This window comes from Paraburkholderia sp. J12, from assembly GCF_905220215.1.
GTDB lineage: Bacteria > Pseudomonadota > Gammaproteobacteria > Burkholderiales > Burkholderiaceae > Paraburkholderia.
This window is the reverse complement of record NZ_CAJMZC010000025.1, coordinates 1-22,856: the sequence shown is the minus strand read 5'-3', so window position 1 is coordinate 22,856 and position 22,856 is coordinate 1. Positions and strand designations below refer to the sequence as shown.

At 65.6% G+C, this 22,856-nt stretch carries 21 protein-coding genes; 9 read left to right on the top strand and 12 right to left on the bottom strand.

Features of this window, described 5'->3' with window-relative positions:
* The first annotated feature begins 515 nt into the window (after positions 1–515).
* From U5760_RS30305 to U5760_RS30290, 4 genes are all read left to right on the top strand, one after another.
* On the top strand, positions 516–3,527 hold the full coding sequence (locus tag U5760_RS30305; RefSeq protein WP_322015993.1) for a ribonucleoside-diphosphate reductase subunit alpha: 3,012 nt from the start codon (positions 516–518) through the stop codon (positions 3,525–3,527).
* 487 nt (positions 3,528–4,014) lie between these two features.
* Positions 4,015–5,238: a ribonucleotide-diphosphate reductase subunit beta gene (locus U5760_RS30300; RefSeq protein ID WP_322015992.1), complete on the top strand. Its 1,224-nt coding sequence runs from the start codon at positions 4,015–4,017 to the stop codon at positions 5,236–5,238.
* Positions 5,239–5,338: 100 nt separating this feature from the next.
* Positions 5,339–5,659, top strand: a complete 321-nt coding sequence (locus tag U5760_RS30295; protein WP_322015991.1) for a hypothetical protein — start codon at positions 5,339–5,341, stop codon at positions 5,657–5,659.
* A gap of 33 nt (positions 5,660–5,692) precedes the next feature.
* Positions 5,693–6,244 (top strand): histone H1-like DNA-binding protein, encoded by a 552-nt coding sequence (locus tag U5760_RS30290; RefSeq protein WP_322015990.1) that lies wholly within the window; start codon positions 5,693–5,695, stop codon positions 6,242–6,244.
* A 295-nt stretch (positions 6,245–6,539) separates the two neighbouring features.
* Here the strand turns inward: U5760_RS30290 and U5760_RS30285 are convergent, their stop codons facing one another.
* From U5760_RS30285 to U5760_RS30240, 10 genes are all read right to left on the bottom strand, one after another.
* A complete protein-coding gene (locus tag U5760_RS30285) occupies positions 6,540–7,016 on the bottom strand; it encodes a glycine zipper 2TM domain-containing protein (protein ID WP_028228693.1) in 477 nt (158 codons plus the stop codon).
* 38 nt (positions 7,017–7,054) lie between these two features.
* Positions 7,055–7,996, bottom strand: coding sequence for a carbohydrate kinase family protein (locus tag U5760_RS30280; RefSeq protein WP_322015989.1), 942 nt, complete (start codon positions 7,994–7,996; stop codon positions 7,055–7,057).
* Between the two features lie 68 nt (positions 7,997–8,064).
* A complete protein-coding gene (gene tpx / locus U5760_RS30275) occupies positions 8,065–8,565 on the bottom strand; it encodes a thiol peroxidase (protein WP_322015988.1) in 501 nt (166 codons plus the stop codon).
* A 110-nt stretch (positions 8,566–8,675) separates the two neighbouring features.
* Positions 8,676–9,836, bottom strand: coding sequence for a zinc-ribbon and DUF3426 domain-containing protein (locus tag U5760_RS30270; RefSeq protein WP_322015987.1), 1,161 nt, complete (start codon positions 9,834–9,836; stop codon positions 8,676–8,678).
* A gap of 54 nt (positions 9,837–9,890) precedes the next feature.
* Positions 9,891–10,787 carry a 50S ribosomal protein L11 methyltransferase gene (gene prmA / locus U5760_RS30265; RefSeq protein WP_322015986.1) on the bottom strand — a complete coding sequence of 299 codons (897 nt, stop codon included), beginning with the start codon at positions 10,785–10,787 and terminating at the stop codon, positions 9,891–9,893.
* Positions 10,788–10,790: 3 nt separating this feature from the next.
* The gene (gene accC, locus U5760_RS30260) at positions 10,791–12,158 is read right to left on the bottom strand and encodes an acetyl-CoA carboxylase biotin carboxylase subunit (RefSeq protein ID WP_322015985.1); all 1,368 of its coding nucleotides are present in this window, start codon (positions 12,156–12,158) and stop codon (positions 10,791–10,793) included.
* 151 nt (positions 12,159–12,309) lie between these two features.
* A complete protein-coding gene (gene accB, locus U5760_RS30255) occupies positions 12,310–12,771 on the bottom strand; it encodes an acetyl-CoA carboxylase biotin carboxyl carrier protein (protein WP_322015984.1) in 462 nt (153 codons plus the stop codon).
* A gap of 104 nt (positions 12,772–12,875) precedes the next feature.
* Positions 12,876–13,328, bottom strand: coding sequence for a type II 3-dehydroquinate dehydratase (gene aroQ / locus U5760_RS30250; protein WP_028228700.1), 453 nt, complete (start codon positions 13,326–13,328; stop codon positions 12,876–12,878).
* A gap of 193 nt (positions 13,329–13,521) precedes the next feature.
* Complete coding sequence (locus tag U5760_RS30245; RefSeq protein ID WP_322015983.1) at positions 13,522–14,073, bottom strand: TlpA disulfide reductase family protein; 552 nt, start codon at positions 14,071–14,073, stop codon at positions 13,522–13,524.
* A gap of 43 nt (positions 14,074–14,116) precedes the next feature.
* Positions 14,117–14,785: a UDP-N-acetylmuramate--alanine ligase gene (locus U5760_RS30240; protein WP_322015982.1), complete on the bottom strand. Its 669-nt coding sequence runs from the start codon at positions 14,783–14,785 to the stop codon at positions 14,117–14,119.
* A gap of 217 nt (positions 14,786–15,002) precedes the next feature.
* Here U5760_RS30240 and mpl point away from each other — a divergent pair, with 217 nt between their 5' ends.
* The 5 genes from mpl to mtgA all read left to right on the top strand — a co-directional run bounded on the left by mpl (position 15,003) and on the right by mtgA (position 20,866).
* Complete coding sequence (gene mpl, locus U5760_RS30235; RefSeq protein WP_322015981.1) at positions 15,003–16,394, top strand: UDP-N-acetylmuramate:L-alanyl-gamma-D-glutamyl-meso-diaminopimelate ligase; 1,392 nt, start codon at positions 15,003–15,005, stop codon at positions 16,392–16,394.
* Positions 16,391–16,993 carry a YqiA/YcfP family alpha/beta fold hydrolase gene (locus tag U5760_RS30230; RefSeq protein WP_322015980.1) on the top strand — a complete coding sequence of 201 codons (603 nt, stop codon included), beginning with the start codon at positions 16,391–16,393 and terminating at the stop codon, positions 16,991–16,993. The genes mpl and U5760_RS30230 overlap by 4 nt, the downstream gene beginning before the upstream one ends.
* A 128-nt stretch (positions 16,994–17,121) precedes the next feature.
* Positions 17,122–19,227, top strand: a complete 2,106-nt coding sequence (locus tag U5760_RS30225; protein ID WP_322015979.1) for a ribonuclease catalytic domain-containing protein — start codon at positions 17,122–17,124, stop codon at positions 19,225–19,227.
* On the top strand, positions 19,224–20,102 hold the full coding sequence (gene aroE / locus U5760_RS30220; RefSeq protein ID WP_322015978.1) for a shikimate dehydrogenase: 879 nt from the start codon (positions 19,224–19,226) through the stop codon (positions 20,100–20,102). Before U5760_RS30225 ends, aroE begins: the two co-directional genes overlap by 4 nt.
* Before the next feature lie 20 nt (positions 20,103–20,122).
* Positions 20,123–20,866, top strand: a complete 744-nt coding sequence (gene mtgA, locus U5760_RS30215) for a monofunctional biosynthetic peptidoglycan transglycosylase (RefSeq protein WP_415914207.1) — start codon at positions 20,123–20,125, stop codon at positions 20,864–20,866.
* A gap of 97 nt (positions 20,867–20,963) precedes the next feature.
* Here mtgA and queF read toward each other — a convergent pair whose 3' ends face one another.
* Both queF and U5760_RS30205 read right to left on the bottom strand, forming a co-directional pair.
* Positions 20,964–21,788 carry an NADPH-dependent 7-cyano-7-deazaguanine reductase QueF gene (gene queF, locus U5760_RS30210; RefSeq protein WP_322015977.1) on the bottom strand — a complete coding sequence of 275 codons (825 nt, stop codon included), beginning with the start codon at positions 21,786–21,788 and terminating at the stop codon, positions 20,964–20,966.
* Positions 21,785–22,711 (bottom strand): 5'-nucleotidase, encoded by a 927-nt coding sequence (locus tag U5760_RS30205; RefSeq protein WP_322015976.1) that lies wholly within the window; start codon positions 22,709–22,711, stop codon positions 21,785–21,787. Before U5760_RS30205 ends, queF begins: the two co-directional genes overlap by 4 nt.
* Positions 22,712–22,856 lie beyond the last annotated feature (145 nt).

The following is a 22,856-nucleotide window of genomic DNA, read 5'->3' as shown; positions in this document are numbered from 1 at the left end:
CGCGACGCGAGTGGTTTCCAGCCCCTCTCGCGGACCACTTGAGCGCGTGCCGGGCGACAACGCCCGCGCCGCCGGGCCTCGCGCCTTGTCAAGATGGGACCAGTAAAAAAAGGCGTTTGACCACCCGGCAAGTTCCACTATACTTTGTACAGCAAGCAGAGATTCACACCATATGTTGTGTTGTACCGCGGCGCCCCACTCCACGAGCACGGCGCCGCGCGCATTAGCGGCATAGGAAAAAGAACTTTGTGCGGTGCACCCGGCCATGAGAGCCGGCGCACCGGCTGTAATCGAGAAAGAAGGTACAGCCAATGATCGCGGCATCCACGATGAAGACCGGTGTCACGTGTGCGACCTCATTCGTCACCACGTTTGTCCCATCAGCATTGCCGCATCCGGCAGCCTCGCCAGGCTGGCTTCCTTTCTCCGCAGTATCGTCCGCGCACACGGGGGCGCGGCGCTCGATCTAATCCGCGAACACGCTTCGCACACTTCCAGGACCAGGAGCTTTGCACATGCAAACGACCGACAACGTCTCGACCCGGTATGAAGGCGCGCCTGCCGCGCACACGCTGGGCGGCCAGCCGCAGGACGGCCAGACGAGCGCGACGCAGTTCGCCGACTACAAGGTGATTCGCCGCAACGGCAGCGTGGTGTCGTTCGAGCCGTCGAAGATCGCGATCGCGCTCACGAAGGCATTTCTGGCAGTCAACGGCGGGCAGGGCGCGGCGTCGGCACGCGTGCGCGAACTCGTCGAGCAGCTCACGCAGAGCGTCGTGCGCGCGCTCGTGCGCAGCCGTCCGAACGGCGGCACGTTCCACATCGAAGACATCCAGGATCACGTCGAACTCGCGCTGATGCGCGGCGGCGAGCACAACGTCGCGCGCGCCTACGTGCTGTATCGCGAGAAGCGCAACCAGGAGCGCGGCGTCGCCCAGGAAGCGGCCGCACCGGTCGCGCCGGGCCTGAACGTCACCGACAACGGCGTGACGCGCCCGCTCGACCTGAACGCGCTGCGCGCGCTGATCGTCTCGGCCTGCGATGGCCTCGGCGAAGCCGTGAACCCCGACCCGATCGTCGCCGAAACGGTGAAGAACCTTTACGACGGCGTGCCGATGTCGCAGGTCTACGACTCGGCCATTCTTGCCGCCCGCACGATGATCGAAAAGGATCCGGCGTACAGCCAGGCCACGTCGCGCATCCTGCTGCACACGATCCGTCGCGAAATTCTCGAAGAGGAAGTGACGCAGGCGCAGATGAGCCAGCGCTATGCCGAATACTTCCCGCAGTTCGTGAAGCGCGGCGTGGAAGCGGGCCTGCTCGACGACAAGCTGCTCCAGTTCGACCTGAAGCGCCTCGCCAACGCGCTCGACGCGAACCGCGACCTGCAGTTCGGCTACCTCGGCCTGCAAACGCTCTACGACCGCTACTTCCTGCACGTGGACGGCACCCGCATCGAGATGCCGCAGGCATTCTTCATGCGCGTCGCGATGGGCCTCTCGCTCAACGAAATCGATCGTGAAGCGCGTGCGATCGAGTTCTACAACGTGCTCTCGACGTTCGACTTCATGTCGTCCACGCCGACGCTCTTCAACTCGGGCACGCACCGCTCGCAGCTCTCGTCGTGCTACCTGACGACGGTTGCCGACGACCTCGACGGCATCTACGAAGCGCTCAAGGACAACGCGCTGCTGTCGAAGTTCGCCGGCGGCCTCGGCAACGACTGGACGCGCGTGCGCGCGCTCGGCTCGCACATCAAGGGCACCAACGGCAAGTCGCAGGGCGTGGTGCCGTTCCTGAAGGTGGTGAACGACACGGCGGTCGCCGTGAACCAGGGCGGCAAGCGCAAGGGCGCGGTGTGCGCGTACCTCGAATCGTGGCACCTCGACATCGAAGAGTTCCTCGAGCTGCGCAAGAACACCGGCGACGACCGCCGCCGCACCCACGACATGAACACGGCGAACTGGATTCCCGACCTGTTCATGAAGCGCGTGATGGAAGGCGGCGACTGGACGCTGTTCTCGCCCTCCACCTGCCCGGACCTGCACGACAAGTTCGGCGCCGAATTCGAGCAGGCTTACACGGCTTACGAAGACAAGGTCGCGCGCGGCGAGATCAAGCTCTTCAAGAAGATGCCGGCCGCCCAGCTGTGGCGCAAGATGCTCGGCATGCTGTTCGAGACGGGCCACCCGTGGATCACGTTCAAGGATCCGTGCAATGTGCGCTCGCCGCAACAGCACGTGGGCGTCGTCCACTCGTCGAACCTGTGCACGGAAATCACGCTGAACACGAGCGACAGCGAAATTGCCGTCTGCAACCTGGGCTCGGTGAACCTCGTCGCGCACATGGTCAAGCAGCCGGACGGCAGCTTCGTGCTCGATCACGACAAGTTGAAGCGCACCATCGGCGTGGCGATGCGCATGCTCGACAACGTCATCGACATCAACTACTACGCGGTGTCGAAGGCGCGTAATTCGAACCTGAAGCACCGCCCGGTCGGCATGGGCATCATGGGCTTCCAGGACTGCCTGCACCTGCTGCGCACGCCGTACGCGTCGCAAGAGGCGGTGGAGTTCGCCGACCGTTCGATGGAAGCGGTGTGCTACTACGCCTACTACGCGTCGACCGAGCTCGCCGAAGAGCGCGGCCGCTACTCGAGCTACCGCGGCTCGCTGTGGGATCGCGGCATCCTCCCGCAGGACACGCTCAAGCTGCTGGCGCAGGCCCGCGGCGGCTACGTCGAGGTCGACACGAGCGAGACGATGGACTGGGCGGCGCTGCGCTCGCGCATCGCGGCACACGGCATGCGCAACTCGAACTGCGTGGCGATCGCGCCGACGGCGACGATCTCGAACATCATCGGCGTTTCCGCGTGTATCGAGCCGACGTTCCAGAACCTCTACGTGAAGTCGAACCTCTCGGGCGAGTTCACGGTGGTCAACGACTACCTGGTGCGCGACCTGAAGGCGCGTGGCCTGTGGGACGAGGTGATGGTCGCCGACCTGAAGTACTTCGACGGCACGCTCTCGCGCATCGACCGCGTTCCGGCCGACCTGCGCGCGATCTACGCCACGGCGTTCGAAGTCGACGCGACGTGGCTCGTCGAAGCGGCGTCGCGTCGCCAGAAGTGGATTGACCAGGCGCAGTCGCTCAACATCTACATGGCGGGCGCGTCAGGCAAGAAGCTCGACGAGGTCTACAAGCTCGCCTGGCTGCGCGGCCTGAAGACGACCTACTACCTGCGCACGATGGCCGCCACGCACGTCGAGAAGTCGACGGTCGCGCACGGCGCGCTGAACGCGGTGCCGACGAACGGCGACGGCGGCAGCGGTGCGGGTGGTGCCGGTGGTGCATTCGGTGGCGGCGCGAGCTTCGGCGCAGCCGGCGGCGCGGGCTCGACGGTGCTCAACGCGGCGCCTGCTGCCGCGGTGCCGCAAGCGGTGGAAGCCGCACCGGAAGCGGAAGGCCCCGTGTGCATGATGCGTCCGGGCGACCCGGGCTTCGAAGAGTGCGAAGCCTGCCAGTGAGCTAGCGCTCAGCAGCACGCTATGTAGTTAGTAGTAGATGAAGTAAAGGGCGGCGTGCGCGATGCGCGCCGCCCGCATCGAATCCGCAAGCCCGCTTCTAACCCGGCGTCACGCACGACGGCTCACCTCCGGTCTCCTTCTCGTTACGCACGGCAGACATGCCGCGACTCACGCAAGAGAGGTCGGCGAGCGAGGGCATCAGGAATCCCTGGCGTCTTCTCGCTGATGTACCCGACGCACCTGGTATACGCCGCACGAAGCGCGATCGCGCAACGCGAATCACGTTGGCCGAGGGCTCACGCGAATCGCGCGACGACCAACGCATGCATCGTCATCGCATCGATTGCACGACTCGATCGACGCGTTGCAATCACAAAGTGTTGTATGCAGGTCGCAATGCGATTCGAAAAAAGGAATTTTCGTGTGCGAACCCTTTTATCGCTCACGAAAAGATGGTACAAACCGATCTAAATTGATGGTGACATTTATGCTCAACTGGGATGACGAGAACACGGCCGTAACTCCGTCGAGCGGTGCGCAGCAAAACGCAGTGCGCAACCCCGCGGGATTCGCCGTCTCGAACGCCGACGTGCAGTTCGGTCAGCGTCTTGCTCCTCAGGTTTCCACGGCGGAGAACATTTTCTCCAACGACTTCGCGGTCGCCCCGCCGGCTGCTGCGCCGGTGTCGTCCGAAGCGCGCGTGAATGTCGCCGACAAGCGCATCATCAACGGCCAGACCGACGTGAACCAGTTGGTCCCGTTCAAGTACAAGTGGGCCTGGGAGAAGTACCTGTCCGGCTGCGCGAACCACTGGATGCCGCAGGAAATCAACATGTCCCGCGACATCGCCCTGTGGAAGGATCCGAACGGGCTGACCGAGGACGAGCGCCGCATCGTCAAGCGCAACCTCGGCTTCTTCGTGACGGCCGACTCCCTCGCCGCGAACAACATCGTGCTGGGCACCTACCGCCACATCACGGCGCCCGAATGCCGCCAGTTCCTGCTGCGCCAGGCGTTCGAAGAGGCGATCCACACGCACGCTTACCAGTACATCGTCGAGTCGCTGGGTCTGGACGAGAGCGAGATCTTCAATGCGTACCACGAGGTCAAGTCGATCCGCGACAAGGACGAGTTCCTGATCCCGTTCATCCAGACGCTGACCGATCCCGCCTTCAAGACCGGCACGACCGACGCCGACCAGAAGCTGCTCCGGTCGCTGATCGTGTTCGCCTGCATCATGGAAGGCCTGTTCTTCTATGTCGGCTTCACGCAAATTCTCGCGCTGGGCCGCCAGAACAAGATGACCGGCGCCGCGGAGCAATATCAGTACATCCTGCGCGACGAGTCGATGCACTGCAATTTCGGCATCGACCTCATCAACCAGATCAAGCTCGAGAACCCGCACCTGTGGACCCCCGCGTTCCGTGCAGAGATCGCTGATCTGTTCAAGCAGGCCGTGGACCTCGAATACCGTTATGCCGAAGACACCATGCCGCGCGGCGTGCTGGGTCTGAATGCGGCGATGTTCAAGAGCTATCTGCGCTTCATCTGCAACCGTCGTTGCCAGCAGATCGGTCTCGATCCGCTGTTCCCGAACGAAGAAAACCCGTTCCCGTGGATGAGCGAGATGATCGACTTGAAGAAGGAGCGTAACTTCTTCGAGACGCGCGTGATCGAATATCAGACGGGCGGTGCGCTGTCCTGGGAATAACCCGGACGCACTGCGGATCCAGTCTTTTGGGGTGCCGGCCGCGCAGCGTCACGCGACGCGCGCGGGATGCCGGCTAGATGATTAGGAGCAGGAACGCCTGATGCAAAGCGTGCCCGGGGCCCCGGTGGCCTACCGATACGACTGGCACTTTGCGAACCCTTCAGAGGGATGGGCAAACTTCCCCCCGGAAAAAGGCGCAGGCCCCACGTGTGGTGTGGCTTGCGTCCTCAACGAACGTTGGCCGGCGTCGGTATCCGACGCGGGTTTGACCTGGCGCGCTGTGCCCGAGGGCCCAGTGCGCCTTACCGCATTCATTAGCGTAAGCGCGCGGGATCAGCGTACGCCGATGAATAGCCCGCTTCGTAGTGTGCGCCGTGAGAAGCGTTCGCGGGAAGCGGGTTTTGACGAAGGGTGTGTTTGAACTAACTCTCATCTGAACCTGAAGGAGAAGAAAATGGCAACTGCCAAGAAGAAACCGGCGGCCAAGAAGGTCGCAGTGAAGAAGGTTGCAGCGAAGAAGGCAGCACCGGCCAAGAAGGCTGCTGCGAAGAAGGTTGCGGTCAAGAAGGTCGCAGCGAAGAAAGTCGCCGTGAAGAAGGTTGCTGCGAAGAAGGCAGCGCCGGCGAAGAAGGCCGCAGCGAAGAAGGTTGCGGTCAAGAAGGTCGCAGCGAAGAAAGTCGCCGTGAAGAAGGTTGCTGCGAAGAAGGCAGCACCGGCGAAGAAGGCCGCAGCGAAGAAGGTTGCCGCCAAGAAGGTCGCGGTGAAGAAGGTTGCTGCGAAGAAGGCAGCGCCGGCGAAGAAGGCCGCGGCGAAGAAGACCGCAGCCAAGAAGGCGCCTGCGAAGAAGGCTGCTGCGAAGAAGGCTGCCAAGAAGGCGCCCGCGAAAAAGGCTGCCGCTCCCGCACCTGCTGCCCCCGTTGCGCAACCGGCCGCGCCCGCTGCAACGGTGAAAACGGCGCTGAACCCGGCCGCAGCATGGCCGTTCCCGACCGGAAGCCGTCCGTAATATGTCGTAGTACCAGGCGAGGCGCGCGTGCCTTGGAGGGCGCGCGCTTCGCGGTTCGCCAGGCTTCGGAGTCGTTGCGAAGCCCGGACATGATCCCGTCGCCGGGTTTGCCCGCGGCGGGATTTTTTTCGTCTCTCAGCCTTGCGGCCCGGTGATCGCGTGGGCCGTATGGACTCCCTGGCGTGCAGGCACAAAAAGCGCAGGCATGAAAAAAGGCGCATGCACAGGGGAGCACATGCGCCTGAGGTTCCGCGTAAGGCGCGAGGCGCCGACGCGGTACAGGGGAAACCGGTAGTTAGTGGGTGACGCGGGTCACGCCGCCACTCGACAGCAGGCGCACACGATCGCCCGCGTTGAAGACTTCGCCGGTGGCCGTTTGCGTGATCGCGCGCAGGTCGCCGTTGTCGAGGCGCACCGTGATCTCCAGGCCGTCGCGCATGGCCACGCCGTTCTCGATCGCGTTGCCGGCCACGGCGCCCGCGATACCGCCGATGATGCCCGTGACGATCGAGCCCGTGCCGCCGCCGATCCGGCTGCCGGCCACGGCGCCCAGCGCGCCGCCGCCAACGGCGCCCAGACCGCTCGGCTGGCCGTTGTTCGAGCTGATCTTCACCGCGCGCACGCTCTCGACCGTGCCCATGCGGACCGTTTCTTCGCGCTGCGCCTGCGACGCCGTATAGACATCGGATGAACTGCTGTTATACGCACACCCCGACATCGCGAGCGAACCCGCGATCAAGACTCCGACAATCAGACGATTCGTTGTTTTCATACCCGTTGCTCCAAAAGGCCCCCGCGCGGGGCCCGTGTTCATTTCGGCAGTTCGTAACCGAACGCTTCCTTGAACCGTTCATTGATTTGCACCCTCGTGGGCGCATAGTTCTGCGGACCTTGTTGTTCGATCTTGAGCGCGCCCATCAGGCTCGCGAGCCGGCCGGCGGTTGCCCAGCCGAGGCCATTCTCGATGCCGTAGAGCAGGCCGCCGCGGAACGCGTCGCCGCAGCCGGTGGGGTCCAGCACCTGGGCGGCCTTCACCGCCGGAATCTCTTCGATACTGCCGTCATGATAGATCTGCGACCCATGCTCGCCGCGCGTGACAATCAGCGCGTCCACTTTGCTGGCGATCTCGTCGAACGACCAGCCGGTGCGATGGCTCACAAGGTTGGCTTCGTAATCGTTGACCGCAACATACGTCGCAAGTTCAATGGCGCGGCGTAGCGACGCACCGTCGAACAGCGGCAGACCCTGGCCCGGGTCGAAAACGAACGGGATGCCGGCCTTCGCGAATTGCTCGACGTGCTGGACCATGCCGTCGAAGCCGTCCGGGGCGACGATGCCGAGCTTGATGCCGGGCGCTTCGTCGGCGCGGTTCAGGTGGGACTGCATCATCGCGCCCGGGTGGAACGCGGTGATCTGGTTGTTCTCGAGGTCGGTCGTGATCATCGCCTGCGCCGACCAGGTGTCGGGCAGCACGCGCACGTGCGCCTTCGAAAGGCCGAGCGTGTCGAGACGCTCGAGGTAAGGCGCGGCATCGGCGGCGCCGAGCGTCGCCATGATGCGCGCGTCGCCGCCGAGCAGATGCAGCGCGTAGGCGATGTTGCCCGCACAGCCGCCGAATTCGCGGCGCATCGTCGGCACGAGGAAGCTCACGTTCAGGATGTGCACCTGCTCGGGCAGGATGTGTTCCCGGAAGCGACCCTCGAAGGTCATGATGTTGTCGTAGGCGAGCGAGCCGCAGATCAGCGTAGCCAAGGCGGGATGTCCTGTAGGGCGTGGAATGAGAGGGCGCGCGCCGCGCGAGGCGGCGCGCCGGCCCTGGATTACTTCAGGGCTGCGAGGGCAGCGTCGTAGTTCGGTTCGTTCTTGATTTCCGAAACGCGCTCGGCGTACACGACGTTGTCGTTGGCGTCGATCACCACGACTGCGCGCGCGGTCAGGCCGGCGAGCGGGCCGCTCGTCACGTCCACGCCGTAGGCCTGGGCGAAGTCGTGGCCGCGGAAGGTCGAGGCCGTCACGACGTTTTCGATGCCTTCGGTCGAGCAGAAGCGCGCAGCGGCGAAGGGCAGGTCGCCCGAGACGACCACGACGACCGTGTTGTCGAGCTTGCCTGCGGATTCGTTGAACTTGCGCGTGGAGGTGGCGCAGACCGGCGTGTCGAGGCTCGGGACGATGTTCAGCACCTTGCGCTTGCCGCCGAAGTCGGCGAGCGAAATGGGCTTCAGATCACGGCCGACGAGCGAGAACGCCGGTGCCTTCTGGCCGGCCGACGGGAACGTGCCTGCGACGTCGATCGGGTTACCACCCAGCGTAACTTGACTCATGATGTGCTCTCCGGGAATGCATTTAGAGGTAAAAAAAAGCGCGTCCGGCAGCGCCCGACGCAGGGAACGCGCGGGCCGCGGGAAGGGCGGCGCCGCAAACGAAACAGGCATCAGGGATAGAAAATCTCGATGCGGAAGTTCGAGGCAACGACGTTGCCGGTGTCGAGCCGCACGATCATCATCTGCGTGGTGCGTGCGGGCAGGCCGGCCTCGAGGTGCGTGCCGGGGCTCACATAGTCCTGCGGCCACAGCACGCGGCGCACGACCACGTTGTTCTGGCGGTCGAGCAGCGTGAGTTCCATCGCCGGATACGCGAGCGCCACGCTGAAATGATTGCGCAGCGGCACCTTCAGTTCGAGGTGATGCGGATCGTCCACCTGGCGCAAGTCGGACGGCTCGACCTGCAGGCCGTCGATGTCACGCGGCGGCATCACGCGGCAGCCGATCTGCTGGCAGGCCTGTACATACAGCGGCTGCGAATCGGGCCAATACACCATCACGGTCTCGCGCAGCCACCAGGCGAGCTGTGCGCCGAGCAGCGCGAGCAGCACGAGCGCGACGAGCCCGCCGACGATGCGCCAACCCGTGCGGCGCGGCGCGCGCGCCGGCGCTTCGCGCGTGACGGCGAAGGGCTCCGCGCCGTCGTTGGGCGAGAGCGCGCTGAACGTGGGGGTGGCTGCAACGCCAGGCGAAGGAGGAGCGGATGAAGCGGTGGCAGATGAAGCGGCACCGCGCGAGAACACGGGTTCGGGATCGTGCGTCCGGGCAGCGGCGGCATCGGTTGCCGAGAGCGTGGGCTCGGTGAGACCGGGTTCGACGCGGCGCCACGAGGAAGCTCGCTCCGCCTGCGGGGTCTGCGCGAGTGCCGGTTCGTCGTGGAGGCGGTTAGTCCCGGCGCCCGGGGCCACCCCGGTACGCGGCAACTGGTCGGCTGTGTATTGCAGACCCGGATCGACGCTGCTGCCGGGACGCGGTGCCCACGGATCCCAGGCGCGGTTCGAGAAGTCGGGTCCGGCGGCGGGTTCGGTCGCCGCTGCGTGCCCTTCTGCGGACGGGATCGGCTCGCTCGCCGTCAGGCGTGCCGCCACGTCGGCCGCAACGGGCACGGCGCTTGCGAAGTCACCGCCCGCGGCGACTTCGAACAGGCTGCCCGACGCGTCGAACGCTTCCCGGCAGTGCCCGCAGCGCACGAGGCCGCGGCGCGCAGCAAGCTGCGCGGGCTGAACACGGAAGACGGTTTCGCAGAACGGACAGCGCGTTGCGAGGAGCATGTGGGCCGGAACCGGGAGGTGGGCGATACCCGCCATTCTACTGGCAATCCACGGCTACCCGCGCCGTGTGCCGGCAAGGCAAACCCAGCCTTCGTGCTCGCGCCAGACCGCGATGTCGATCCAGCGTTCGTACACGCGCGCGACCTCTTCGGCCTGGCGCGCGAGAATGCCCGAGAGCGCAATGCGACCGCCCGGCTTCACGCGCGACGAAAGCATCGACGCCATCAGCTTGAGCGGATTCGAGAGGATGTTCGCGACCACGATGTCGAACTCGCCCGGCGGGCAGTCGTCGGGCAGGCCGTAGGTGACGTCGGCGCGATTGCGCTCGCTGTTGTGGCGCGCCGACTCGACCGCCTGCGGGTCGATGTCGATACCGATCACGGGGTTGGCGCCGCACTTCTGCGCGAGGATCGCGAGGATGCCCGAGCCGCAGCCGTAATCGAGGAGCGAGTTGCCCGCCTTCACGTTCTGCTCGAGCCACTCCATGCACAGGCGCGTGGTGGGGTGGCTGCCCGTGCCGAACGCGAGGCCCGGATCGAGTTCGAGCACGAGTGCGTCGGGGTCCGGCGCATCGTGCCAGGACGGCACGACCCAGATGCGCTCGCCGATGGCGATCGGCTCGAACTGCGATTGCGTGAGCCGCACCCAGTCCTGTTCCTCCACGTCGCGCAGCGAGAACTTCGGCGTTGCGCCGAGGCCCAGTTCGTTCGCGGCGGCCGCGAGCAGCACGGCGGGATCCTGCTCGTTGCCGATCAGCGCGATCACGCGCGAATGCTGCCAGGCGGTGCGCTCGGGCGTGAGGCCCGGCTCGCCGAAGAGCGGCTGCTCATCGGGCGTGTCGGCATCGGCGTCTTCCACCGACACCGACAGCGCGCCGAGCTCGATCAGCGCGTCGGAGAGTTCCTCCGCGCGCTCGCGATCGAGCTCGACGATCAGTTCCCGATAGCTCATGGATTACGCTTCTTCCTTCTTGACCTGCTGGCGCTCGGCCAGACGGTTTTCGAGGTAATGGATGCTCGTGCCGCCTTCGACGAACTTCGCGTCGAGCATCAGCTCGCGGTGCAGCGGGATGTTGGTCTGGATGCCTTCGACCACCATTTCCGAAAGGGCGATGCGCATGCGCTGGATCGCCTGCTCGCGTGTCGCGCCGTAGGTGATCAGCTTGCCGATCATCGAATCATAGTTCGGCGGCACGAAATAGCCATTGTAGGCGTGCGAATCGACGCGCACGCCGGGGCCGCCCGGCATGTGCCACGAGGTGAGACGACCCGGCGACGGCGTGAACTTGAACGGATCTTCCGCATTGATGCGGCACTCGATCGCGTGGCCCTTCAACTGGATGTCGCGCTGACGGAACGAGAGCTTCTCGCCGGCGGCGATGCGGATCTGTTCCTGCACGATGTCGATGCCGGTGATGAGCTCGGTGACCGGGTGCTCGACCTGCACGCGCGTGTTCATTTCGATGAAGTAGAACTCGCCGTTTTCGTAGAGGAATTCGAACGTGCCCGCGCCGAGATAGCCCATCTTCTTGCAGGCGTCGGCGCAGCGGTCGCCGATGCGGTCGAGCAGGCGCCGCGCGATGCCCGGCGCCGGCGCTTCTTCGATCACCTTCTGGTGGCGGCGCTGCATCGAGCAGTCGCGCTCGCCGAGCCACACGGCATTCTTGAACGAGTCCGCGAGTATCTGGATTTCGACGTGGCGCGGGTTCTCGAGGTACTTCTCCATGTACACCTGCGGGTTGCCGAACGCACGGCCGGCTTCCTCGCGGGTCATGTTGACCGCGTTCACGAGCGCCGCTTCCGTGTGCACGACGCGCATGCCGCGGCCGCCGCCGCCGCCTGCGGCCTTGATGATGACCGGGTAGCCGATCGCGCGCGCGATCTTCACGATCTCCTTCGGATCGTCGGGCAGGGCGCCTTCCGAGCCCGGCACGCAGGGCACGCCGGTCTTGATCATCGTCTGCTTCGCGGTGACCTTGTCGCCCATCATGCGGATCGTGTCCGGGCGCGGTCCGATGAACACGAAGCCCGATTGCTCGACGCGCTCGGCGAAGTCCGCGTTCTCGGAGAGAAAGCCGTAGCCGGGGTGAATCGCTTCGGCGTCGGTGACCTCGGCCGCGCTGATGAGCGCCGGCATGTTGAGGTAGCTCAGATTCGACGGCGCCGGTCCGATGCAGACCGCCTCGTCGGCGAGCTTCACGTACTTGGCTTCCTTGTCGGCTTCCGAATAGACGACGACCGTCTTGACGCCGAGCTCGCGGCACGCGCGCTGGATGCGGAGCGCGATTTCGCCACGGTTGGCAATGAGGATTTTTTCAAACATGGTGGGTATTCGACTCATCAATGGGCGCCGCTGAAAACGCGAGCGGGCTGCCTCAGAGGATCGGTCGCGCGTGCAAGGCCCGAGAAGGCCGCGGCACGCGCCAGAAGCGACGCGTGCGCTTTTCCCGCATACGGAAAAAGCGCGGACAGCTTTAGGCGATCACGTACAGCGGCTGGCCGTATTCGACGGCCTGGCCGTTATCGACGAGGATTTCCTTGACCACGCCGGCCACGTCCGACTCGATTTCGTTGAGCAGCTTCATCGCTTCGATGATGCAAAGCGTCTGGCCTTCCTTGACCGTGTCGCCGACCTGGACGAACGGATCGGCGCCCGGCGACGGTGCGCGGTAGAACGTGCCGACCATCGGCGAGGTCACGACGTGGCCCTGCGGGACGGCCGGCGCGGCGGCGGCCGGAGCGGCGGCTTCGGGGGCATGGCCCGGCGCGGCGAGCGGGGCAGCGGCCGGCGCGGCGTATTGCGCGGCCGGCTGGACGTAAACCGGCGGCGCGTTCTTCACGATACGCACCTTGCCTTCACCCTCGGTGACTTCGAGCTCCGAGATGCCCGATTCGGAGACGAGGTCGATCAGAGTCTTCAGCTTACGTAGATCCATGGTGCAGCCCCTTTGAATACGTGAAGTGCCGGGGCGCGGGCCCCGGCACGGGATGGGTTTTGTCTGTCAGATGCGTGGGCTATTCTGCCTGCGCGGCCGGCGAATCAGGCGCTCTTGCCGGCGGCGAGCCGGTCGAGCGCGAATTCGAGCGCGTACAGATAGCCCTTCCAGCCGAGGCCGCAGATGACGCCTTCGGCCTGGTCGGAGAAGTACGAGTGATGCCGGAACGCTTCGCGGCGATGCACGTTCGACAGGTGAATTTCGACGAACGGAATGCCGACGCCCGCAAGCGCATCCCGGATCGCCACGCTCGTGTGCGTGTACGCCGCCGGGTTGATCAGGATGAAATCGGTATGTTCCGCGCGCGCGGCCTGGATGCGATCGACGAGCGCGCCTTCGTGATTGCTCTGGAATGTCGCGAGATCGACGCCTGCGTCCGCGGCGCGGTCGGAGAGCGCCTGATCGATCTGCGGGAGCGTCACGCGCCCATAGACCTCAGGTTCCCGGGTGCCGAGAAGATTGAGGTTGGGGCCGTGCAGAACCAGCAGTCGCGTCATGGTTGCTTCTTTTCCGTGGAGTTGCGCGAACTTTAGCGCCGATTAGAGAAATTTGTCTAGTTTTCCGAACGGGGGATATGACCCCAAGCTCGTCCGGAGCCCGGCAGAATCCCTGATCTTCCGTCAAATAACGTAAATTCCACGGCAAAAAGTGCTGTACGGCCGTTAAGATCAGGTCAAAGTTTCCACTGCTTCAAAGTGCGTCGAGCGTACGCCGCAGCTCGTCCGGTTTGATTTGGCCTAATTTTGTCGCGCGTACGTTGCCGTTCGCGTCGATTACGACCGTGTAAGGCAGGCCGCCCGCCATGTTGCCGAAGGCGCGGGCGACGTCCGCGCCGCCGAATCCGGCGACATAGACCGGATAGTCGACGTGCACTTTCTGAAGGAAGGTCTTGATGTTGGTGCTCGAATCGACGCCGAGTCCCAGGAACTGGATGCCTTTTTTCGCGTACTCGCGCTGAAGTGCCGAGAGTTCGGGCATTTCCTCGACGCACGGCCCGCACCACGAAGCCCAGAAGTTCACGACGATCGGCCGGCCCTTGTAGAGGGCGAGCGACTGGGGCTTGCCGTCGGGTGTCGTCACCGCCGCCGACCAGAGCTGGCCGACTGCGTTCTGCGACGTCGCGGCCTGGGCCGCATCGGCCGTCCCCGCGTTGCCGCCGTTGGCCCAATGTCCCGCCAGAATGCCGCCGCCGGCGGCCACTGCCGCTACCGCGACACCGGCCAGAATCCGCTTCGTGTTCATCGCTGCGCTTTTCGGTTGATCGTGCTGGTTTAGAGGGCACCGGTCAGGGTGCGGGAGAGTCGTTACCTGCGTCGTGTTCGTCAGCTTCGTCGCCTTCGTCGATCAGCGCCTGCAACGCCGGCGCACTCGCGCGGGCGAGGCGCCCGCGCGCGTCGGCACGGACCGCGCCGCGCAGGTCGTCGGTATCGTAGAGCGCAACGTGGATGCCCACCGGCGCCTCGTCGCGGGATACCTTGTAGATGAAGCTCAGCGTTTCCACGTAACCGCGCGCCGCGAAATGGCGCGTTTCCGAGACGTCATATTGCACATTCGCATTGAGCAGCCAGATGGCGACGTCTTTCGGGTTGTCGCAGAAGATCTGCAAATGGATGTCCGAATGCTCGCCCGCCGTGCCGTTGAGCACCGCGCCCGTCACGAACGGCTGGAAGGCGTCGAGCCGCTTCATCCAGTCGAGCGCGATCTCACGCAGGCGCCGCAGCACGGCCGGCTGGCTTTCACCCTGAAACAGGGCCTGATATTCGCGGATCTCGTCTTCAATCTGGTCGTTATCGGGCAGCCAGCCGCCTTCGATGCGCGTTTCCCCCACGACCTGCCGCGCTGCCTTGCGCTTGGCCGTTGCGTAGTCGAGTCCGTCCTCGGCGATCATCCGTGCTGCCGCGATGGCGATTTCCTCGCGCACGCGTTGCGGATCGAAATGTGATCTGCGAATCATGCGTCAATCATACTAGAGAAAGTCCGGGGTCCCGGAGGCCACGGTGCCCCGGCCTGCCCGGGCAGCCCCCTCGGCGGGGCCGCCGCCCCGCGCCGAAAACGCCCGGGGCCTCGGGTACAATACCGTTCTTTGCGGGGGCGCACGCCGCCGTCTTCGCTCATCCCACCCGGCAAACCCAATAACCCGTTTCCCGGCGCCCGCGCGGCGCGCAAGGCTTATGCACATCCATATCCTCGGCATCTGCGGTACGTTCATGGGCGGTCTCGCCGTGCTCGCGCGCAGCGCAGGCCACACCGTGACAGGCTGCGACGCGGGGGTGTATCCGCCGATGAGCACCCAGCTCGAAGCGCAGGGCATCCGCCTGATCGAGGGCTATGACGCAAGCCAGGTCGAGCTGAACCCCGACCTTTACGTCATCGGCAACGTGGTCACGCGCGGCAATCCGCTGATGGAGGAGATCCTCAATCGCGGGCTGCCGTATACGTCGGGGCCGCAGTGGCTGGGCGAGCATGTGCTGCAGGACAAATGGGTGCTCGCGGTAGCGGGCACGCACGGCAAGACCACGACGAGCTCGATGCTCGCCTGGCTGCTGGAAGACGCGGGCCTGAATCCCGGCTTTCTGATCGGCGGAGTGCCGCTCAATTTCGGCGTCTCGGCGCGGCTCACCGATTCGAGCTTCTTCGTGATCGAAGCCGACGAGTACGACACGGCGTTCTTCGACAAGCGTTCGAAGTTCGTCCATTACCGGCCGCGCACGGCCGTGCTGAACAACCTCGAATACGATCACGCCGACATCTTCCCCGATCTCGCCGCCATCGAAACGCAGTTCCATCATCTCGTGCGCACGATCCCGGGCGTGGGCCGCATCGTGACGAACGGCCGTTCGGATGCGCTCGAGCGCGTGCTCGCGCGCGGCGTGTGGAGCGAGGTGGAACGCTTCGGCGTGGACGGCGGCTGGCAGGCGTTGCCCGCGGAGGATGGCGTGCCCGTGGACGAGCGTTTTGCCGTCTATCACAACAGCGAACGCGTGGGCGTAGTGGGGTGGCAGATCCAGGGCGAGCACAACCGCCAGAACGCGCTGGCCTCGATTGCCGCCGCGCGCAGCGTGGGCGTGCCGCCGGCGCAGGCTGCCCGATCGCTTTCGGACTTCCGCAACGTGAAGCGCCGCATGGAAGTGCGCGGTAGCGTGGACGGCGTGACCGTCTATGACGACTTCGCGCACCATCCCACGGCGATCGAAACGACGGTCGCGGGACTGCGCACGCGCGTGGGCCGCGACAATACCCGCATCCTCGCCGTGCTGGAGCCGCGCTCGAACACGATGAAGCTCGGCGTGATGAAGGCGCAGTTGCCGGCCAGCCTCGCTGATGCCGACCTCGTGTTCGGCTACGGCGCGCCGAGCGGCAAGGACGCGCTGGGCTGGGACCTCGCGGAGGCGCTCGCGCCGCTGGGCGCGAAGGCGCAGGCGTTCCACGACCTCGATGCGCTGGTGAAGGCGGTGGCCGCCGCCGCCCGTCCCGGCGATCAGGTGCTCGTGATGAGCAACGGCGGTTTTGGCGGCGTGCATCAGAAGCTGCTGGATGCGCTTTCGGCGCGGAGCGCCACGTGATCGTCTACTTGCACGGCTTTCGCTCGTCGCCGCAGTCGTTCAAGGCGCGGCTGCTCGCAGCGCGTCTTGCCGAACTGGGCCGCAGCGCCGAATGGCTCTGCCCCGTGCTGCCGGTCTCGCCCGCCGAGGCGATCGCGCTGGCCGAGCGCGAGATCGCCGCGCGCCTGCGAGCGAACGAAACCGGCGATAGCGACGATAGCGGCGCGCGCGTGACGCTGATCGGCAGCTCGCTCGGCGGCTATTTCGCGACGTATCTCGCGCAAAAGCACGGCTGGCGCGCCGTGCTGCTCAACCCGGCGGTGGTGCCGGACCGCGACCTGTCGAAGTATCTGGGCGAGCAGCCGCTCTGGCACGGCGGCGGTAGCATCGTCGTCGAGCCGCGCCATCTGGACGAGTTGCGTTCGCTGGCGGTCGCCCAGGTGACGCAGCCCGAACGCTACTGGCTGATCGCCGCGACGGGCGACGAGGTGCTCGACTATCGCGAAATGCTCGCGCACTACGCGGGCGTGCCCACGCGGTTGATCGAGGGCAGCGACCACGGCATCAGCGAATTTGCCGATTACGTCGATGACGTGATCGCATGGTGCGACGCGCCCTGACGCGTCGATTCATCTTCCGGCTTCGCGCAGCGCGCGCGAACGCCTATATGTATACAGCGCAGCACCGCTTCCGGCCATGTCCCGAACATGGCGCGAGCGGTTCAAGCAAGTCTGAACGAGAGTGTTGAGTGAACGTTTTCTTTGAGGAATCGGGCAGTTTCAAGGCCGGCAGCGTGCTGTCGCGCCAGGGCGATGCGTTCCAGGTCGAGTTGCCGGGCGGACGCCGCGCGAAGGTACGCGCGAAAGACGTGCTGATCGAATTCGACAAGCCCACGGCCGGCGAACTGATGGAGCAGGCGGAAGCCGCCGCGCAGGAGATCGACCTCGACTTCCTGTGGGAGTGCGCGCCTGCCGACGAATTCGCGTTCACGGCGCTCGCCGCGGAATATTTCGGCGAGACTTCGGGCCCGACCGAACGCGCCTCGCTCGTGCTGCGCCTGCACGGCTCGCCGGTGTACTTTCGCCGCAAGGGGCGCGGCCAGTATCAGCGCGCGCCCGAAGAGCAGCTCAAGATGGCGCTCGCCTCGCTCGAGCGCAAGCGTCAGCAGGCGCTCGTGCAGGCCGGTTTCGAAGAGGAACTGAAGGCGGGCAAGCTGCCCGAAGCGTTCGAGGGCAAGGCGCTGGGCCTGCTCACGAAGCCCGACAAGAATTCGATCGAATACAAGGCGCTCGAAGCCGCCGCCGCCGCGCGGGGCATTTCGATGCCGCGCCTGATGCTCGAATGCGGCGGCATTGCCTCGCCGCGCGCACTGCACGAGGCGCGCTTCCTCGCGGAATTCTTCCCGCACGGCACGGGCTTTCCGGCCGTGCAGGTGGGCGCGCTGCCCGAAGATCTGCCCGAGGCCAATGTCGAGGCGTTCTCGATCGACGACGTCACGACCACCGAAATCGACGACGCGTTCTCCATCGAGCATCTGGCCGACGGCCGCGTGCGCATCGGCATCCACATCGCGGCGCCGGCACTCGGCATCCAGCGCGGCGACATGGCGGACACGATCGCGCGCACCCGGCTTTCGACGGTCTATATGCCCGGCGACAAGATCACGATGCTGCCCGACGATTTCGTCGATGCGTTCACGCTCAAGGAAGGCAGCCTGCGCCCGGCGCTCTCGCTGTACTCCATCGTGAATCGCGAGACCCAGGAGATCGTGGCGAGCGAAACGCGCGCCGAGCGCGTGTTCGTGAAGAACAACCTGCGCCACAACACGCTCGACGAACTCGTGACCGAAGAGACGCTCGCGGCCGGCACGGGCGAGTATCCGCACAAGGACGACATCGCCGTGCTGTGGCCGTTCGCGCAGGCGCTGTTCGAGAAGCGCCAGCAGGCGCGCGCCGGCTACGGTCTGCGCCGCGAAGTGCAGCGCAACACCGACTTCAACTTCTACGTGGACGGCGAGCACGTCACGATCACGCCGCGCCGCCGCGGTTCGCCGCTCGACACGATCGTCGCGGAGCTGGCGATTCTCGCGAATTCGACCTGGGGCGCCTTCCTGCACGACCACGGCGTGCCGGGCATCTACCGCTCGCAGCGCGCGTTCGGCGCGCCGAGCGGCCCGAAGCGCACGCGCATGCAGACCACGGCTGCGCCGCACGAGGGCCTCGGCGTCTCGCAGTACGCCTGGAGCACCTCGCCGCTGCGCCGCTACGTCGACCTCGTGAACCAGTGGCAATTGCTCGCGTGCGTGGAGCACGGCGTCACGGCGAAGCTCGCCGCTCCGTTCAAGCCCAAAGACGCCGACCTCTTCGCGGTCGTGCAGGGCTTCGACGAAACCTATACGGCCTACGCCGACTACCAGCGCCGCATGGAGTACTTCTGGTGCCTGCGCTGGCTCAAGCAGGAGAACCGCCGGGAATTCGCGGCGACCGTCATCAAGGACGATCTCGTGCGCTTCGAGGAAGTGCCGCTCATCATGCACGTGCCCGCGCTTGGGGTGCATGCGCGCGGCACGCGTGTGCTGCTCGAGGTGATGTCGATCGACGAGCTGACTATCGAAGCTTCGGTGCGCATGCTGCGCGTGCTCGACGCGCCCGTGGTGGCGAGCGGCGCGGAAGAAGAGGATGCGGGCGAAGACGAAGAACTGATCGACGCCACGGAAGAGACGGCCGAGAGTGAAGCCGAGGCGCTGGCCGAGTCGGATGCGGGTGCCGCAGAAGCCGAGGGAGAAGCCGGCGAGGGTGAGCCGGGCGGCGAGGAAGTCCAGCAATCGCAGCACGCAGCGGAGACGCGCGAATGAGTGCCGCGACGCGCGCTGGCGAGGCCATTGTCGAGGCCGACCGTTATGCCGTGATCGGCAACCCGATCGCGCACAGCAAATCGCCGTTCATTCATGCGCAGTTCGCGCAGCAAACCGGCGAGCGCATCGACTATGGGCGCCTGCTCGCGCCGCTCGACGGCTTCGTCGCCGAGGTGAACGCGTTCCGCGCCGCGGGCGGCCGCGGCATGAACGTGACGGTGCCGTTCAAGCTCGAAGCGCACGCGCTGGCGCACCGGCTCTCGCCGCGCGCAGCGGCGGCAGGCGCGGTGAACACGCTGCGTTTCGACGCAGATGGCATCTTCGGCGACAACACCGACGGCTTCGGTCTCGTGCGCGACATCGAATCGAATCTGGGCGTGGCGTTCAAGGGCGCGCGCGTGCTGTTGCTCGGCGCGGGCGGTGCGGCGCGCGGCGTGGTGTTGCCGATGCTCGAGCGCGGGCCGCGTGAGATCGCCATCGTGAACCGCACGGCCGCGAAGGCGCAAGACCTGATCGGCCAGTTCGCGGCGGCAGCAGCCGAAGCGGGCTGCATTCTCAACGGCGGCGGTCCGCAGGCGGTCGACGCAAAGCCCTATGACGTGATCGTCAACGCCACAGCGGGCAGCCTCGATGCAACGCTGCCCGAATGCGACGAGCGCGCGTTCGGTGCCGGCACGCTCGCCTACGACATGATGTACGGCGCGCAGCCCACCGTGTTCATGCGGCACGCGCAGTCGCTCGGCGCGCGTGCGGCGGATGGCCTCGGCATGCTGGTCGAGCAGGCCGCCGAATCGTTCTACGTGTGGCGCGGCGTGCGTCCCGACAGCGCGCTGGTATTGGCCGCGCTGCGCGCGCAGCTCGCGGCGCAGGCCTGACGCGTTTCATCGTGCGCACGCTGCCCACGCGAGAGGCCGCCGTGACGGGCCAACAGGCCGCGCGGCGCCCGGGCGCACTGCGCTGGGCGGCTTACGTGGGCTCGGTTTTCGCCATTGCGTGGATCGCGCTGCAGGTCTTCTATTTCGCGCAGATCGCCCTGTGGAACTTCGTCGATCCGCAATCGACGGCCTTCATGCGCACCGACGAGGCGCAACTGGGCGCCGGCCATCCCGGTTTCTCGATCCAGCACCAGTGGGTGCCGTATGAGCAGATTTCGCGCAATCTCAAGCGCGCGATCATCGCCTCCGAGGACGCTAACTTCGTCAACAACAACGGCTACGAAACCGACGCGATCCTGCAGGCGTGGGAGAAGAACAAGCAGCGCGGCCGCATCGTGCGCGGCGGCTCGACGATCTCCCAGCAACTCGCGCGCAACCTGTTCCTTTCTCGCGAGAAAAGCTATATCCGCAAGGGGCAGGAGCTCATCATCACGTGGATGCTGGAGACGCTGCTCGACAAGGAGCGCATCTTCGAGATCTATCTGAATTCGGTGGAGTGGGGCAACGGCGTCTACGGGGCCGAGGCCGCCGCGCATTACTACTACGGCACGTCGGCCGCGAAGCTCACGGCCTGGCAGGCGGCGCGCCTTGCCGTCATGCTGCCGCGTCCCAAGTACTTCGACGATCACCGCAATTCGCCGTATCTCGCCCAGCGCGCTGCCGTGATCGCACGGCGCATGGGCGCCGCCGAACTGCCGCATTGACGGTGCGGGCATAGGCCACGCACAGGCATAGGCATAAAAAAGCGCCGGACTTTCGATCGTTCCGGCGCTTCTTCGGGCATCCCCTCACAACTTCGTTTTACTGGCGCGCGAGACGCGCGTTATCCGGCATCGGCATGTTGAAGTTGGTGCGGAACGGATTGATGTCGAGCCCGCCGCGGCGCGTGTAGCGCGCGTAGACGGCAAGGCGATCCGGCTTGCACGCCTTCATGATGTCCACGAACATGCGCTCCGCGCACTGCTCGTGAAAGCCCGTGTGGTTGCGGTACGAGATGATGTAGCGCAACAGGCCCGCCTGGTCGATCTGCGGCCCCACGTAGTGAATCTGCACGCTGCCCCAGTCGGGCTGGCCCGTCACCGGACAGTTCGATTTCAAGAGATTCGAGTACAGCGTCTCTTCCACCGGTGCTTCGCCGAAGGCCGCCGTGAGGAGCGTGGCGTCGGGATGATAGACCTCGGCGTCCAGATCGAGACGGTCGAGCGAGAGGCCTTCGAATTCCTCGAACGGAATCTTGCCGAACGCGCCCGGCTGTTCGAGCCGCACCACCACCGAAGCGCCGCAGGCCGCCGAGATATCGCGCTTGAGCGTGTCGCGCACGGTGTCCACCGAGTCGAACGGCGTCTGCGCAAACGAGCCCAGATAAAGCTTGAACGACTTCGATTCGACGATGTTGGGCGAATCGGCGGGGATGAAGAACGTGGCGATGGCGATCTGCGGCTTGCCGCGCGCGTTGAGCCACGAAAGCTCGTAGGCGTTCCAGATATCGGTGCCGAAGAAGGGCAGTTGCGCGCCGATGCCGATCGCTTCGCGCGCGCCCACGCGCGGGATCGGGAACAGCAGCGAGGCGTCGTACTGTTCGGTATAGGCGGCGGGCTTGCCGAGCGGAGATTGTTCGGGAGTCATGATGCGCTGGTTACGATGGCTGCGTTGTTCGCCACGCCGCCGGCCACGTGCCCGGTCGCCGTGACCGAGCGTGCCGATTCGCAGTGGCGGATCTGGTCGTCGAAGAAAAAGTCGGGTTCGAACTCGCGCAGGAACGGGCCTTTGTCGAGTCCGCCGAGGAACATCGCTTCGTCGATTTCGATGTTCCAGGCCATCAGCGTGCGGATCGCGCGTTCGTGCGCCGGCGCGGAGCGCGCGGTCACGAGCGCGGTGCGGATGCGCATTTGCGCATTGGCGTCCGCGAGCTTCTGCAGGCGGTGCAGTGCTTCGAGCAGAGGCTTGAGCGGGCCTTGCGCGAGCGGCAGATCGCGATTGTCGCGCTCGTGGCTCACGAAGGCGGAAAGGCCCTCGTGCTGGAAGATCTGCTCGGCTTCGTCGGAAAACAGCACGGCATCGCCGTCGAACGCGATGCGAATCTCGTTCGCGTTGCGTTCCGCTATTGTCGCCGATTCTGGAAAGACGCGCGCGGCGGGAAATCCGGCGGCGAGCGCGCTGCGCACGTCGTCCTGATTCGCGGACAAAAAGAGCGAGGCGTTGAGCGGCTTCAGATAAGCCCACGGCGAGCGGCCGCGCGTGAACACGCCGCGCTCGACGTCGTTCAGGCCGTGCTCGCGGCACGAACTGAAGGTGCGCAGGCCGCTGATCGGATCGCTGCGCGAGAGAATCACCACTTCCACGTGGCGCGCGCCGTTGTTCAGCGCGAGCAGCTTGCGGATCAGCGCGAACGCGACGCCGGGCTGTGCGGGCACGGTGAGGCGCTCGCGCTGGAGCGCTTCGTAGGTGGCGAGATCGCCGGTCTCGAACACACGGTTTTCCTCTTCGAAATCGAAGAGCGCGCGCGACGAGATCGCGACCACGAGTTTGTCGGAGAGCGAAACACCCACGGTTGCTTTCCCTTGTGCCTTCATTTACGCGAGGAACAGCCGGTAAGCCGGATTGTGCGTCTCTTCCCAGTGCGGATAGCCGAGCGTGGCGAGAAAGCACCGGAACTCCGCATCGTCGGCGGCCGGCACCTGGATGCCCACCAGG

What these genes read in the sequence shown, in the direction of transcription:
- U5760_RS30305 (WP_322015993.1), top strand. Translation starts at nt 516, where the DNA reads ATGCAAACGACCGACAACGTCTCGACCCGGTATGAAGGCGCGCCTGCC.
- U5760_RS30300 (WP_322015992.1), top strand. Translation starts at nt 4,015, where the DNA reads ATGCTCAACTGGGATGACGAGAACACGGCCGTAACTCCGTCGAGCGGT.
- U5760_RS30295 (WP_322015991.1), top strand. Translation starts at nt 5,339, where the DNA reads ATGCAAAGCGTGCCCGGGGCCCCGGTGGCCTACCGATACGACTGGCAC.
- U5760_RS30290 (WP_322015990.1), top strand. Translation starts at nt 5,693, where the DNA reads ATGGCAACTGCCAAGAAGAAACCGGCGGCCAAGAAGGTCGCAGTGAAG.
- U5760_RS30285 (WP_028228693.1), bottom strand. Translation starts at nt 7,016, where the DNA reads ATGAAAACAACGAATCGTCTGATTGTCGGAGTCTTGATCGCGGGTTCG.
- tpx (WP_322015988.1), bottom strand. Translation starts at nt 8,565, where the DNA reads ATGAGTCAAGTTACGCTGGGTGGTAACCCGATCGACGTCGCAGGCACG.
- U5760_RS30270 (WP_322015987.1), bottom strand. Translation starts at nt 9,836, where the DNA reads ATGCTCCTCGCAACGCGCTGTCCGTTCTGCGAAACCGTCTTCCGTGTT.
- prmA (WP_322015986.1), bottom strand. Translation starts at nt 10,787, where the DNA reads ATGAGCTATCGGGAACTGATCGTCGAGCTCGATCGCGAGCGCGCGGAG.
- accC (WP_322015985.1), bottom strand. Translation starts at nt 12,158, where the DNA reads ATGTTTGAAAAAATCCTCATTGCCAACCGTGGCGAAATCGCGCTCCGC.
- accB (WP_322015984.1), bottom strand. Translation starts at nt 12,771, where the DNA reads ATGGATCTACGTAAGCTGAAGACTCTGATCGACCTCGTCTCCGAATCG.
- aroQ (WP_028228700.1), bottom strand. Translation starts at nt 13,328, where the DNA reads ATGACGCGACTGCTGGTTCTGCACGGCCCCAACCTCAATCTTCTCGGC.
- U5760_RS30245 (WP_322015983.1), bottom strand. Translation starts at nt 14,073, where the DNA reads ATGAACACGAAGCGGATTCTGGCCGGTGTCGCGGTAGCGGCAGTGGCC.
- U5760_RS30240 (WP_322015982.1), bottom strand. Translation starts at nt 14,785, where the DNA reads ATGATTCGCAGATCACATTTCGATCCGCAACGCGTGCGCGAGGAAATC.
- mpl (WP_322015981.1), top strand. Translation starts at nt 15,003, where the DNA reads ATGCACATCCATATCCTCGGCATCTGCGGTACGTTCATGGGCGGTCTC.
- aroE (WP_322015978.1), top strand. Translation starts at nt 19,224, where the DNA reads ATGAGTGCCGCGACGCGCGCTGGCGAGGCCATTGTCGAGGCCGACCGT.
- queF (WP_322015977.1), bottom strand. Translation starts at nt 21,788, where the DNA reads ATGACTCCCGAACAATCTCCGCTCGGCAAGCCCGCCGCCTATACCGAA.